Annotated in this window: 15 protein-coding genes; 11 read left to right on the plus strand and 4 right to left on the minus strand. The window is 34.8% G+C overall.

What is annotated here, in order from left to right; genetic code table 11:
* Window positions 1-106: 106 nt before the first annotated feature.
* Window positions 107-754, minus strand: a complete 648-nt coding sequence (locus H3T48_RS06745) for a histidine phosphatase family protein (protein WP_122034139.1) — start codon at window positions 752-754, stop codon at window positions 107-109.
* A 28-nt stretch (window positions 755-782) separates the two neighbouring features.
* Window positions 783-1,412, minus strand: a complete 630-nt coding sequence (locus H3T48_RS06750; RefSeq protein WP_187158555.1) for a matrixin family metalloprotease — start codon at window positions 1,410-1,412, stop codon at window positions 783-785.
* Window positions 1,413-1,618: 206 nt separating this feature from the next.
* Between H3T48_RS06750 and helD the strand changes: the two genes are divergently transcribed.
* The 4 genes from helD to efp all read left to right on the plus strand — a co-directional run bounded on the left by helD (window position 1,619) and on the right by efp (window position 6,112).
* Window positions 1,619-3,913, plus strand: a complete 2,295-nt coding sequence (helD, locus tag H3T48_RS06755; protein WP_198188949.1) for an RNA polymerase recycling motor HelD — start codon at window positions 1,619-1,621, stop codon at window positions 3,911-3,913.
* An 11-nt stretch (window positions 3,914-3,924) separates the two neighbouring features.
* Window positions 3,925-4,374, plus strand: a complete 450-nt coding sequence (locus H3T48_RS06760; RefSeq protein WP_198188950.1) for a GNAT family N-acetyltransferase — start codon at window positions 3,925-3,927, stop codon at window positions 4,372-4,374.
* Window positions 4,375-4,479: 105 nt separating this feature from the next.
* On the plus strand, window positions 4,480-5,394 hold the full coding sequence (coaA, locus tag H3T48_RS06765) for a type I pantothenate kinase (protein ID WP_187158552.1): 915 nt from the start codon (window positions 4,480-4,482) through the stop codon (window positions 5,392-5,394).
* 145 nt (window positions 5,395-5,539) lie between these two features.
* Complete coding sequence (gene efp / locus H3T48_RS06770; protein WP_198188951.1) at window positions 5,540-6,112, plus strand: elongation factor P; 573 nt, start codon at window positions 5,540-5,542, stop codon at window positions 6,110-6,112.
* A 44-nt stretch (window positions 6,113-6,156) separates the two neighbouring features.
* Here the strand turns inward: efp and H3T48_RS06775 are convergent, their stop codons facing one another.
* Together H3T48_RS06775 and H3T48_RS06780 are read right to left on the minus strand one after the other, a co-directional pair.
* Window positions 6,157-6,603 carry a hypothetical protein gene (locus tag H3T48_RS06775; protein ID WP_198188952.1) on the minus strand — a complete coding sequence of 149 codons (447 nt, stop codon included), beginning with the start codon at window positions 6,601-6,603 and terminating at the stop codon, window positions 6,157-6,159.
* A gap of 142 nt (window positions 6,604-6,745) precedes the next feature.
* Window positions 6,746-7,546, minus strand: a complete 801-nt coding sequence (locus H3T48_RS06780) for a MurR/RpiR family transcriptional regulator (protein ID WP_198188953.1) — start codon at window positions 7,544-7,546, stop codon at window positions 6,746-6,748.
* A 297-nt stretch (window positions 7,547-7,843) separates the two neighbouring features.
* Between H3T48_RS06780 and H3T48_RS06785 the strand changes: the two genes are divergently transcribed.
* The 7 genes from H3T48_RS06785 to H3T48_RS06815 all read left to right on the plus strand — a co-directional run bounded on the left by H3T48_RS06785 (window position 7,844) and on the right by H3T48_RS06815 (window position 14,477).
* Window positions 7,844-8,938, plus strand: a complete 1,095-nt coding sequence (locus H3T48_RS06785) for a tyrosine-protein phosphatase (protein ID WP_198188954.1) — start codon at window positions 7,844-7,846, stop codon at window positions 8,936-8,938.
* Entirely contained in the window at window positions 8,925-9,374 is a 450-nt protein-coding gene (locus H3T48_RS06790; protein ID WP_198188955.1) for a PTS sugar transporter subunit IIA, read from the plus strand. The genes H3T48_RS06785 and H3T48_RS06790 overlap by 14 nt, the downstream gene beginning before the upstream one ends.
* Window positions 9,355-9,831, plus strand: coding sequence for a PTS sugar transporter subunit IIB (locus H3T48_RS06795; protein ID WP_198188956.1), 477 nt, complete (start codon window positions 9,355-9,357; stop codon window positions 9,829-9,831). The genes H3T48_RS06790 and H3T48_RS06795 overlap by 20 nt, the downstream gene beginning before the upstream one ends.
* The gene (locus H3T48_RS06800) at window positions 9,828-10,649 is read left to right on the plus strand and encodes a PTS sugar transporter subunit IIC (RefSeq protein WP_198188957.1); all 822 of its coding nucleotides are present in this window, start codon (window positions 9,828-9,830) and stop codon (window positions 10,647-10,649) included. The genes H3T48_RS06795 and H3T48_RS06800 overlap by 4 nt, the downstream gene beginning before the upstream one ends.
* Window positions 10,646-11,494 (plus strand): PTS system mannose/fructose/sorbose family transporter subunit IID, encoded by an 849-nt coding sequence (locus H3T48_RS06805; RefSeq protein WP_198188958.1) that lies wholly within the window; start codon window positions 10,646-10,648, stop codon window positions 11,492-11,494. Before H3T48_RS06800 ends, H3T48_RS06805 begins: the two co-directional genes overlap by 4 nt.
* Before the next feature lie 100 nt (window positions 11,495-11,594).
* A complete protein-coding gene (locus tag H3T48_RS06810; RefSeq protein WP_187158547.1) occupies window positions 11,595-11,942 on the plus strand; it encodes a hypothetical protein in 348 nt (115 codons plus the stop codon).
* A 204-nt stretch (window positions 11,943-12,146) separates the two neighbouring features.
* Window positions 12,147-14,477, plus strand: a complete 2,331-nt coding sequence (locus tag H3T48_RS06815) for an SLAP domain-containing protein (protein ID WP_198188959.1) — start codon at window positions 12,147-12,149, stop codon at window positions 14,475-14,477.
* Window positions 14,478-14,488: the final 11 nt, after the last annotated feature.

Consider the following 14,488-nt stretch of genomic DNA (forward strand, 5'->3'; position numbering starts at 1 on the left):
TTAGAATCCTACTTTGATTAAATAAAAGATTAAAAAATCAATCTACGAGAAAAATCTATTTACACAAAAAATTTGACAGTTTCATCCATAGATAGAAAAGTATAATTTAAGATAATTTCATTTTATTATAGGAAATTACTTTTTTATCTTTATCAGTCATATTCATAATTGTGATTGAAGCATTACGGGGACCTTCGCTAATATCAAAGTCACCATATTTTGCTGCAATACTACGGATAGTAAAACCGTGGGTCACAAGTAGGATGTTCTCAGCGCCATCAAGCTGACTAATCAATTTGAAGCCCTGATCGAGTCGTTTCCAATATTCTTCTGCGTTTTCAGCATCATGAAAGGGATCAGCCTCTTTAATCCAGTCTTTAACCTTATCAAGTGGTTCCTTTTGGAACAAATCATAATGATTTTTGTAACCATGAGGTCCAGCAATCATTTGCCATGCTGCATCAGAATCCATACCTTCAAAGTAACCATAAAAGTGTTCGCGGAAAAATGGGGAAGCTATATGCTGCAGTACGTCACGATTAGTATTATGTGACATGATAATATCACAAGTATCACTTGCACGTTTTAAATCGCTAGAAAGAGCAATGTCAAACGAAACGTTCTTAAGGGTTTCACCAGCTTCATTAGCATCAGCAATTCCCTTATCAGTTAATGGTGTATCACACCAACCTTGCATTTTATTGTAGCGATTAATATAAGTTTGACCGTGACGGACAATATAGATTCTTTTCATTTTACCTACTTAGATTTTTTTAATATACTTATTTATTGTAAAGTTTTTTGACAGCTTCAATATCTGTTTCTTGAATAGAATAGATAGAGCCAGTTGGATACATAACTGATTGTCCGTTATTGTGCTTAAGTCCAATTGCGTGTCCCAGCTCGTGTTCAACTGTGTTGACAACTCGTTCATAACTGTAATTGTAGCTTGAGAAATTGTCAAGGTAGAAGGTGTTTAATTTAGTGTCAGCAGAGAATAATAGTCCTGATTTTACATAGAAGTGAAAAGTTGTATAGCCAGCATAAGTAGTGTTTGGACTATAAACACTTTCTATTGTAATATCAGCTTTCTTTTTGTTTTTGGTTTTAGTAAAAGTGAATGCTCCGGTGTCATTCCACACTTGAATTGCATGGTTGGCAGCTGCGGTCAGGTTTTTATCACCATCTAGGTCAATATAAACACTGGCTTTAGGCTGAGCCCATTTCCATTCAGCAGAAGCGGTCTCTTTTCTTGACTTCTTGGCGCGTTTTTTAGCCTTTTTTGCATAAACGACTTGATTTGGCATACTGGACAAAAGATTGTTGCCGAGTGGTTCAAAGCAGCCGCTAAGTGCGATAACTGCTATTAAAGCGTAAGTTAGTTTATTTAAAAAATGGCGAAAGTTCCTCATGATTTATCAGCTCCGTTACTTTATGTTATTCGAGGATAATTACAAAACTTTCAAACGACCCGTTTACTTTATTATAGACGCAAATCCTTTAGTTTTCACGGATTGTACTCAAAAAGATTCAAAAGTAATTAAATGAGATGTTGTATATATATAAATCATGTTTAATGTTAAAATAATAAGCAAGTTTTAAAAATGCAGGTGACGTTATGTTAAACGCAAAGGATGAAAAAAAGTTTGAGCAAGAGCACCTTGATCATATCTTAAAAATGATTAGAGCCAAAAAGGCGGAGTTATCCTCTTCAATTAAGTCGGCAGAAGGAGAAGCTAAGGATCTTAACTCTCACTTTTTTGATGATGTAAAACTAGACTATGACGGCTATTCCACCTCAATGGAAACAGCTTTGTCAATTCATCAACAGCAACAACTTCTTGATGAACGCGAGAATGCATGGCAACATGCAGCTAGGCAATTAACGACAATCCAGAAATTAGAGCAAAAGCCGTATTTTGCACGAGTTGATTTTAAAGAAAATGGTCAGCCTGCAGAAACTATTTATATTGGTTTAGGCTCCTTTGCTGACAAAAATGATCACTTTTTAATTTATGACTGGCGTGCCCCAATTTCTTCGATTTATTATGATGGCAAGCTTGGCGACGTTTCTTACGTTTCCCCTGAAGGTGAAATTACCGTTGAGATGACCAAGAAGCGACAATTTATGATTGAAGACGGTAAGATTGTCAATATGTTTGATACCAATGAATCGATTGGTGATCAAATGTTGCTTGAGGTCTTGGGTGAAAAGTCCAGTACGCAAATGAAGTCGATTGTGACGACAATTCAGCGCGAGCAAAATAAGATTATTCGTAATACAAGTGCTGATTTATTGTTTGTTCAAGGTGCTGCTGGGTCGGGAAAGACCTCTGCAATTTTACAAAGAATAGCATACTTGCTCTATCGGTACCGTGGTAATTTAACAAGTAGCGATGTTATCATGTTTAGCCCTAACCAGCTATTTAATGACTACATTAAAAATGTTTTGCCTGAGATGGGTGAACAGAATATGGTGCAAATGACATACTGGCAATTTGTTGCACGTCGTTTGCCTGGCATGAATGTCGAAAACCTGTTTGATCAGTTTGAGGATGATGCTGCCGATTCAGCAATCAGTCAATTTAAAGATTCAACTAGTTTCTTTGACTTGCTGACTCGCTATGCAAAACACCTTAATCAACGTGGTGTAATCTTTAAGAACATTTATTTCCGTGACAAAAAGCGTCCATTTTTTGAAAAAGCAAAAATCAATGAAATTTATTATTCCTACAATTCGAACTACAATTTAAGCAACCGAATTGATGCAACGCGTGAAGAGTTAATTAAACTGCTCAATCGCAAGATTAATTCTGAAGCTAAAAAGTCTTGGGTAGCTGATGAGATTCAAAGCCTGAGTCAAGAACAACTTAACGAGCTATATGACCGGCCTGATCAAGAATTTGAATCTGAGGAAAAAGAAGAAAAATTCTTAAGCCGCAAGATTGTGGTTAAGGCACTGGATAAAGTTTTCCAACAAATAAAGCGTAATAACTTTATTAATATGCGTGCGCAATACCTTAGTTTCTTGCGTCGCGTTCCGAAAATGACTGATCTTTCTAAATGGAATATTACTGAAGACCAGTGGAATGACCATGTTGAAGAAGTCAAAGCTAGCTTTAAGAACCACTATATTCATATGAATGATGTCTCTGCCTATCTTTACTTATATGACATGATTACTGGGCGGCACGTTGATTATGAAATGCGTTATGCCTTTATTGATGAGATTCAAGACTACACACCATTTCAACTTTGCTACCTTAAATATAATTTCCCACGGGCTAAATTTACAATGCTGGGAGACCTAAATCAGGCTATTTTCACTAAGGATGAGAGTCGAAGCTTACTTAAACAAATTAGTGGTCTGTTCGATCCTAAGAAAACTGATGTTGTTCAGCTAACTAAATCGTACCGTTCAACCAAGCAATTAACAGATTTTACTAAGCAAATTTTACGTCAGGGTGAAAAAATTGAGTCCTTTAACAGGCAAGGACCAAAGCCTGTCGTTTGGGGACGAGATGACGAGGCTGAGGCGTTAAAGGTTTTGCAAGAAGTATTAATGGAAAATGAGCAAAACAAGTTGACGACAGCTGTAATTACTAAAGACCTTGAAAGTGCTAAGTTTGTTGCAGAAGAATTGAAGAAAAATGGTGTAAAAGCCACTTTGATTGCAACCGCTAATCAGCGACTGGTTGATGGGACGTTAATTATTCCGTCATATTTAGCTAAGGGATTGGAATTCGATGCAGTCATTATGTGGGATGCTTCAAAGAAGAGCTATCACCGTCTTGATGAAACGCAACTGGTTTACACAATTACTTCGCGTGCAATGTATAAGCTTGATATGATTTATACAGGTGCCAAAAGTCCACTACTTGATGTTGATCAAGAAACTTACGAAGAAAAATAGGTGAGGCTAAGATGGAGAAACAGGAAACATTTAAGTTTAAAAAAATTGCTGACATGTCGGGTCAAGAGGTATACTGCATCGCAAGGTTGCGCATTGATACATTTGTCACGGAACAGAAAATCACTGAGCCTGAACTTGATGATCAAGATCTTACTGCAATTCAGGTCTTTTTGCTGAACGAAGAGCAAAATAGAGCACTTGCTGTTTGCCGCATTTTTAAAGAAAATGACCAGTGGGTTCTTGGCCGTGTAGCAGTTGCGGCACAAACACGTGGACAACATCTTGGTACAAAAATGATGCAGCAGGTGCACCAATATCTACGCGACCTTGGTGTTAAGGAATTAATTTGCCATGCTCAAATGCAAGCTAAACCTTTTTATGATCAATTAGGCTATCAGACTAAGGGTGAAGTTTTTACTGAAGCTGGTATTGAACACATTATGATGTACTATAACTTATAAAAAGAAGTAAAACTTGCGTTTTTAACGTGAGTTTTTCTTTTGCAATGAGATAATTTAACTTGATATCGGTAATGATTTGAACATAAGGTAAGGGAAAGACTAAAGATGAAAAATTATTTGCGTTTTAATCGAGACGAATGGGCATCTTTTTCTTCTAATGATGCTGTTAGAATAACGAAGGACGAACTTGCAAAAATTAAATCATTAGGGGATGTCATTAATTTAACGGATGTTCAAGAAATTTATGGTAGCCTAATTAACTATCTTTATTTGGTGTACCAAGAAAAACGTACTTTACAGCAAAAGCAAAGTGAATTTTTAAAGCAGCATGTGCTAGCTGCACCTTTTATCATTGGTATTTCCGGTTCGGTTGCAGTTGGTAAATCAACAACTGCTCGTCTTCTACAAGTTTTACTTAGCCGAACATTTCCTAGCTTAAATGTTCATTTAATGACAACAGATGGCTTTATTTATCCGAATGAGGAATTGAAACGGCGTGGCCTTTTTGATCGGAAGGGTTTCCCTGAAAGTTACAATATGAACTTACTGAGTGACTTTCTAAAGGATGTCCTTAGCGGCAAAGAAAATATTGCTTATCCGCTTTATTCACAAGAATTAAGTGATATTGTTCCAGGTAAGTATGGACATGTAAAGCAGCCAGATATCTTAATCATTGAAGGAATTAATACCTTACAGTTACCAACTAATGGGCAAATTGTTACCAGTGACTTTTTTGATTTCTCAATTTACATCGATGCTGATGAAGAACTAATTGAAAAATGGTTTATGCAACGTTTTGAACGCGTGCTTGAAATGAATAAAAATGATCCAACTAATTTTTACTATGAAATGGCCAACGGTCCTCGAGCAGATGCAATTCAATTAGCACAAGATACTTGGCAAATGGTGAATTTGGTTAATTTGCGTGAATATATTGCACCAACTAAACAACGGGCCAGCTTAATTTTGCATAAAACAACCGGCCATAAAATTGATGAAATCTATCTGCGGCAGTTTTAACTTTTAGTACCTAGTTTGGGTCAATTTTGCTATACTAAACGGTATGAATACGATTTATTTATTATTAATTAAAAAATTTGCATTGCCTCCAGCGTAAAGTTTTTTTGGAATTTAAACACGATTAGAATTAAAAGGAGAAAAAACAATGGTACAGGCAATTAACTTAAAAAAGGGTATGGTATTTAGTCAAGACGGTAAAATGATTCGGGTGCTTAAGGCAAACCATCATAAACCTGGTAAGGGCAATACTGTTATGCAAATGGACTTACGTAACATTGAAAGTGGTGCGGTTGTTCATAAGACAATGCGTCCAACTGAAAAGGTTGAATTAATCGACATTACTAAAAAGAAAGCACAATTCCTTTATAACGAAGGCGACGTTTATACTTTCATGGATTCCGAAACTTATGAACAATACGAAGTTTCTGGTGAACAACTTGGTGATGATAAGTTTTATTTGATGCCAAATATTGAAGTTCAATTGGAATTTGCTAATGACAGTAAGCTCCTTGGCGTTGAATTACCAGCAACTGTTACAATGAAAGTTGCTCATACTGAACCAGGTATTAAAGGTGCTACAGTTACCGGTACAGGTAAGCCTGCAACAATGGAAACTGGCTTAGTAGTTCAAGTTCCTGATTTTATTAAAGAGGGCGAAGAATTAATTATTAACACATCCGAAGGTGAATATAAATCAAGAGCCGAAGGTAATAAATAGATACACTTAAAAACGCAGTCGAAAAAGACTGCGTTTTTTTATAGTTAATCTTCCCATTTACATAAAGTATAGCCTCGGCTAACTGCACTTTTTTTGGATATTTTAGTGATATTTCCTCTTGCTCGCCTTAGGCCACGACAATTAGGATTATAATGATATCTTTTACCAGAAGTAGGTGCAATATAAACAACACGACTCTTTCCTGGCCGGCGATATTTTACTTGACTGAATTGCGTCTTCTGAGCGGCGTTTTTGTTGACGGTTGGTACTTGCTTTGTGGGTTTTTGATTATTATGTTTAACTACAAGTTCCTGAACTTTTGCTTTAGCTTGTGGTGCATCATTTTTGTGGGTAACTTCTACTGATCTAGCTTCATTAGCTTGAATGCTTTGATGCTCGTTTGAAGTTGAATTATTAGCAAGAAAGGTAAAGGCAAAGAAGGCAACTAGCCAAAGCCACCACTTTTGATAAAACGGTTTGTTAGATTTCATTTATAACGCTCCTTGGTGTATTTTGGTTTATTGTAAATTATTCATGTTGCATATAGTTAATTTTGTGGTGTAAATTCACTATAAAAAATACAGTATGAATAATAATTCTTAGCCATTGGTAGTGATAAAAGTGATTGGATTTTTATATATCGTTGACTGCGATTCTTGTTGTCCTCATTGCGTTCTTGAAATGGCTGTCTTCTTGCAAACAAGACGTCAAAATATCTACAAGATACATGTTTGAAAATTGAGAATTAATGAATTTTTCGTTATTTGCAAAGCGCGGATTATAAACATGAAAAACTAAGTCACTTACTTGAGCAACTGGATTGTCCATATAACTAGTGATTGAAACTATTTTTGCCTTATTTTCCTTTGCCGTAGTCAAAGTATCAACGATGCAATCAGTAGTCCCACTATTTGAAATTGCTAAAAAGAGATCGTCACTGTTTGAAATACTGGCACGCATTTTCATCCAATTAGGATCAATGAAACTTTGGGCATCAAGCCCCATTCTCATCAAACGTAGTCCAAAAGTACTAGCTGAAACACCAGAACTACTGGAGCCAATAACAATAATATGCTTTTGCTCTTTGAGTAAGTTTACAAATTGCTTGATCATATTCATATCAATCATTTGCTGAGTATTTTTGATAACAGTTTGATAGAAACTAAAAACCTCATTCAAAATATTGTCATCGTTTTTAGAAACATTTTTTATTAAATGACGTCCAATATTAACTTTCATATCTGAGTATCCTGCACAACCAATTTTTTTCACAAAACGTGTAATGGTAGCGCATGAGGTACTTGTTTCATGTGCTAATTCTGTGATTTTCATATTATTAATTTTAGGACTATTTTGCAAAATGTAATCTGCAATAATTCTCTCTCTTTTTGAAAAAGTTAAGTAGTTTTTTTGAATGGCGACAAGTGGATTCATTTTGATACCCCTATAAATGACTTACCTCTAAAATAGTTTTGTTTATCAATAAATATTATACTGATAGTGTGAAAATTTTTACCTAAAAAAATAAAACTTGTAAATTTTTTTAGAATTAAGAAAATGCAAGTTTGAAATTATTTTCTTAAATAAAGTACAAATAGAACTGAATTTCTCTTAAAACTATTTTTAACGATACCTTTTTTTGTATTTTTATGAAAATAATTTTCTAAAATTATATATTGTGTAAATTATTTTCTTGTAGTATTATCGGTAATGAAAGGGGTACCAATAGTAATGAATAAGCAACCGTATGTTACACCAGAAATTGATATGAGTCGAAATAATGACGAATTGACAATTAGGTTAAAAAACCCAAGAAAAAGTGAATATCAATTGTTAGTTGGTAAGCAGCCAAATATAAAGGAAATTAATCATTTGTTATCAAAGAGCTTTTCAGGAATATTCAAAGTGAAAATTCCGCGAAAAAGCCTACCAGCCTATTTTGTAATTAAAACTGCTGATAACACTTATTCAACCAATATATTTTCTGAACGATTAATTCCTTTAAATAATGCAATCAATATTAGAGATATGGGAGGTTATAAAGCAAAAGATGGTCGCTATTTAAAATGGGGATTACTTTATCGAGGTGATCAACTAACAAATTTGGATGAAGAAGATCAACAAATAGTAACAAATCATCAAATTGGGACAATTGTTGATTATCGTTCACCACATGAACGCAAATATCATCCAAATAAGTTTATACCTACAGTTTTGGAAATTTTAAATTGCGATCCACAGTCAAGCTTTTCTGAAGCAGCTGCCAACGTTGTTGATTTAAAAGGAGAAAATGAAAAATTAGTTCAATCTCTTGAAAATGGGGAAGTTCCTGAAAAGTATATTAATGACCGTGGTGAAAATGTTATTGAAAGTTATCAGGATTTGGTCACATCACCCGTTGCTCAAAAATCTTATGGTCGTATGCTCAAAGCTGTTGTCAGACATGAATGTTTGCCACTACTTCATCATTGCCGTGGAGGCAAGGACAGAACAGGGTTCGGCTCAATGCTTATTTTGCTTTTGCTAAATATTAATGATGATGAGATAGTTCAAGATTACATGCTAACTAAGGAGATTCGTAAGAAACGCAATCAACTAAAGTATGAATTATATAGTGAATTAGTTCAAAAAAAGTCTTATCTCGATTACTTGATGGCGATGATTGACACTCGTGAAAGTTACATTAAAGCTGCAATCTCAAAAATCTATGAACTATACGGTACCTCTGAAAATTATTTTCAAAAGCATTTTGGTTTTACAAAAGAGGAAATCAATAGTGCAAGAGACTTTTATTTAGAGGAGGGAACTCAATATGACAGACAGTAAGTCGGGAGTAGCAGTTATTTTAGCGAGCCATGGTTATTTAGCAAAAGAAGCACTAAGAAGTGCAGAAATGATTGTTGGTAAGCAAGATAATTGCGCGTATTTAGCTGTTACAGAAGATTTAAATTTGGAACAAGCAAAAGAACAAATGAATCGTATGTACGATGAACTGGATACAAGTAAGGGAACAATTATCCTATGTGACATTCTTGGCGGCACGCCCTCAAATGTTAGTGGCACATTTTGCTTGGAAAAAGACAATATTTTGGTTTTAAGTGGATTGAATCTTCCTATGTTATTAGACTTGTTTACAAATCGCGACCGAAGCTTAAACGAGCTAGCTGATTCACTAAAAAAGTCCTATGATATGGGTTTTCAAAATATTTCAGCTAGGTTTAAAGAGGAGGACCAGGACGAAGATGGCAGTGGAATTTTGTAGAATTGATGATCGATTGATTCATGGTCAAGTAGTAACTACGTGGCTTAACGTTAAGCAAATTGAACAGGTAATAATTGTTGATGATAAGGTTGCCAAGGATAAAATCCAATCGAATGTATTAAAAATGAGTGTACCTCGCAACATTAAATTACATATTTTTTCGACTGAAAAGTTTCTCAAAATTGTTCCTAACAACCCAGTATCTAGAAGAACTATGCTCTTATTTGCGTCGCCATTTACAGTAGAAAAAATTGTCGACAGTGGATATCAAATACCTAAATTAAATATTGGTGGCATTAGAGGCAATGATGAACGTAAACAATACACCAAAGCAGTTTTTCTAACTGATGAAGAAAAGAAATCGCTAGAAAAATTGTTAGATTTAGGCGTAGATATAGAAATTCAAATGGTTCCAACAGATGGAGCCGTTAAATTAAGTGAGGTTTTACAAAAATGAAAATCTTTATCTTAACGGTTTTGGCCTTTCTCTTAGGAATTGATAATGTCAGTACCAAGATGTTTAGGCGACCACTATTAATTGCACCAATCGTAGGTATTATTTTAGGTAATTTACAAGCTGGTCTTATTATTGGCGCCACACTTGAAGTTATGTGGATGGGTATTGGTGATGTAGGTGCATATATGGCACCAGATATTATCACTGGTACAATGATTAGTACTTCACTGGCGATTATGGGTAATTCTAATGGCAACATTTCGACAATGGTCGCAACTGCTATTACATTGGCTGTTCCCACGTCAATTTTGGCCCAACAATTACTTGTTTTAATTGAAACAGTTAACTGTTCGCTCAATGGTTGGGCTAAACGATTAGCTGACAATGCTGATGTCAAAGGTACTTTTTGGCTGACTTGGCCTCCTGCATTTTTATATGGATTTGCCTGTGCATTTCCAACATTTTTAGCTCTACAATTTGGTGCTGGAGCAATTCAACAAGCTATAAATGACTTACCTAAATTTATAATTAACGGTTTAAGTACAGCAGGTTCAATAATTCCTTCAGTAGGTATTGCATTATTAATGATGACAATGCTTAAAAAAGGTGAATTGTGGATGTTTATCATTTTAGGGTTTGTTTTATCCTCCTACTTAAAGCTAGACATACTGCCTATTACATTGATTGCCATAGTATTTGCATTTCTATATGAAAGAGCAACTCGTGAGCCTAGTGTCAAAGCACAGGTTGCACCAAACGCTCCAGTCAATAATTCAAGTAGCGATGAGGAAGATGACGAGGAGGATTATGACCTATGAGTGAAGAAAAATTAACGGCTCCAGAGCATAAATTAAATAATAGAGACATTTGGCGCATGTTTATGCGACTTAATACAATGCGAATTACTTTAAACTATGAGACACTTCAAGGTGTAGGTTTTATGCGAGCAATTGCGCCAGCTCTTGCAAAGATTTATCCAGATAAAAAAGATTTATCTGAAGCCATGAAGCGACATTTGGTCTTTTACAACTCTCACGTTAATTTTGACGCTGTAATTCTCGGATTATCTGCCGCAATGGAAGAAACAACAGATCCAAATGAAAAAGACGGAATCAATCCACTAAAGACGGGGCTAATGGGACCCTTAGCAGGTTTAGGCGATAGCCTAATTAAATTCACTTGGCTGCCAATCGTTGGTAGTATTGGCGCATCAATTGCCTTTGGTGGTAGTATTTTCGGCCCGATTTTAATGTTCATTTTATATAACATAATTAATATGGGAGCAAGATATTATGCTGTCTCATTCGGTTATAAAAAAGGAATTGCTTTTTTAAATAATAATGAGCAAAGCGATGTTATTCAACGTATTTCTACAATGGCTAATGTGGTTGGATTAATGGTAGTTGGAGCATTAATTTCAACTGTAATTAAGGTAAAGACTCCTTTAAAAATTATCGTTCACTCGAACGTATCTAACAAAGTAGGTGGCAATGTAATTAGCTTACAAACAATGTTTGATAAGATTATGCCAGGTTTATTGAGTTTGCTTGTAACTATTTTGGTTTACTACATTTTGAAGAAAACTAATGGTAAACATGCGGCAATGCTAATTATTGCTATGATGGTTATTGTTGTTGGATTAACATATTTTAAAATTTTATAAGATGAATTTTTTATATTGATAAGCAAGCATTTAAAGCACTAGACTATTGAAAGACTAGTGCTTTTTTGATGCAATAGTATAATTGAACAGAGGTGATATCATGGAAATAGGACCATTATCTGAGTGGGTAACAGCTATAGCAGAGATTGCTGCTGTTTGCGTAGCGCTATTTTTACCTGTCTATGATAAGAAACGTGAAAAAAAGAAAAGAACTCGTAACTTGAAAAAGGTGTTTATATTCCTCATACAAAAGGCTTTAGATGAAAATGATACAACTGGTTTGGAGGCCTACTTTAAAATTAGTTATTTGACGATTGATAGTTTAGAGAATAGGGAGATATACGCGGTAGTTCAACCTGCATTTGCAATCCTGAAAAACCCTGATACTCCAAAACAGAAAAAAGAAAAGAATCTCAAACCAATATTAGAGTATCTAGAGCAAAAATAATTTAAAAATGTAAAGTAGTTTAATTTAGAAGCGGATAACTTTCGAAAAAGAAAGTTATCCGTTTTTTTTATTATCAAAAATGTCAGTTCGGTCAAAAAGTGACATTTATCATCTATAAGATATATTACTTTGTAGATATAATTACTTTGTCATGATAAAGAAAGCGCTTCATATAAAAATAATTTAGTTCTTTAGGAGACAAAAATGAATAAAAAATATCTTTTTATTACACAAGCCACTATTTCGACGGTTTTAAGTGTTGCTTGCCTAAATTCAGTTAAGGTAAAAGCAGACAAAGTTGATATTCCTGCAGTGTTATTACAGCAGGAAAATACTGCTAAAAAAAGTGATGACCCCTTGTTAAATGGAAAATATGTTTCTAATGGCTACACAGACAATGGTTACACTTACATCAATCCAACAAATACCTCATCCGAAAGAGCCAGCTCGTATCATTTGGATACGAAAGAAGGCTGGTCTAATGACTTGCAAACAATAATGTATGATAGTGAAAACAAAGAGTGGGTTATTTATTACTTACATACAGAGAAAGTGATTAATGGCGATGCAGGTGCCAAACAGAACTGGCAGAGAGTAACTACTAAGGATTTCATTAATTTTTCCGAACCAACTATCGCTATAAAGGATTTAAAGGGCGATATTGGAGACGCATGGAGCAGTGCATGGACAGGTTCAATTGTTGTTAATCAAGGCAACATATCTGGTGTACCTAAAGGTGCTCAGGTTGCATTTTTTTCAGGATTAAGTAATAAAGACAACCAGCAAAATGTTTGGGCAGCCTGGTCTGATGATAATGGAAAAACATTTTCCCATCCTTTGAATGATAAAAAAATCATATTGAATCATTACTGGCCTTGGACGTCAATCAATAGATCAGATGAACGTGATCCTGCAGTTTTTTATTGGCATGGTAAACTTGTTATGTATATCGCTGAAGGTGATAACATAGGGGTTTATAAATCTGATGATGGCACTAATTGGTCTAATGCTAATGAAAATCAAACTGACAGTAAAATCCCAAATAGTGTTTTCTTCAAAGGTTTACCATTTGAAGCACCGGTTGAATGTCCTGTTTTGAGGAGTATGACGACTGCAAGTGGAAAGACAAAACAAGTACTGTTCTTTGGGGCTAAATCACCTCAGGCAAAGCAAACAACGGGAACTTATTATGTGGTTGGTCATTTAGATGATAAGGGAATGTTTACTGCTGAAACAGAAGCTAAAAGGCTAGATCAAGGTACTGACTATTATGGAGCCAACTTTAGTGGCAGTAGCGATTTAGAAAAAGCTGATGACTCGCTTATCTCAATGGGATGGATTGGCAATTGGAACTATACTAATTCTGGTATAAAGGCTAACCAAGAAGGCTTTTTGCCAGACTCGAATCGAATTGGAACGTACTCTTTGGCAAGAAAAATAAAATTGGAAGATAATTTAACAGTTACTAGTTCTCCAATAACAACTGGGCTTGAAGAGAAAACTACCAAAAACAGTGAAGGCCAAGTTTCTAGTCAAAAAGCAATAGATAATGGATACTATAGTTTACTGAATTTAACAAAACAGCCTGCAAATAGTAAATATGTTCTACACTTTTCAACTAAAGACGGAAATGCATATCAAGGTGCTGTAAGAATTATCTTTAATCAAGGCAAGGACAATAATACTTTGATACTTGATCCTGCTTCTGGTAAATATCGACTTGATGGTGAAAGTAGTGAACTATCTGGGAATGCAGCCAATTATTATAAAAATGGCTATGAAAGTGGTATGGGCTATATTAATGATTCCGGCTTAAAGGGTACACATGATTTTACAATAACTGTTTTCACCGATAAAAATGCCATTGAAATTTTCTTTGACAATGGTCAAACAGCGACTGTTGCACGCTTTTGTGTTAATAACATACAGGACGTAGCAGTAGATGCTCAGGACGAAAGTAAGAACAACAAATATGACATAAGCTATAGTCAAGTAGGAAAAGATTTATTAGGATTTGAAGAAAAAGAGACTTCTACTAGTTCTAATGATAATGGTCATAGTTCAAGTAATAACTCCAATACTACTGGAGCGAATAATTCTAATGAAAGTACTACGTCTGTTTCGAATAAAAACGAGTCTAAAACCGATGAAGAAGCAAGCTCAACTCAGGATAGTAAAATAGGCCATAAACGAACGGTCATGCATGATTCTTGGGTTTATGATGCTAAAGGTAAAAAGACGCTAGTTAAGATTAAAGCTGGTGCAGCAATTTCTACTTATGGCACTAAAAAAATTAACGGGAAAAACTATTATTCTTTGGCAAGTAATCAATATGTTCTGGCAACCAATGTGGTAGGTGTTAAGCGTACTTTGCGCCATAATTCCTTTATTTATAATGATAAGGGACAAAGGATTAAACGATATTTCCTTAAAAAGAATAAAGCTGTAGTGACCTACGGTGGTGCTATAAAATTAGGAAATAGTCTCTACTACATAGTTGATAAAAACATGTATGTTAAAAAAGCTAATTTTTAATAATTACTAAC

The sequence above is a fragment of the Lactobacillus sp. M0403 genome, assembly GCF_016101265.1.
Classification (GTDB): Bacteria; Bacillota; Bacilli; order Lactobacillales; family Lactobacillaceae; genus Lactobacillus; species Lactobacillus apis.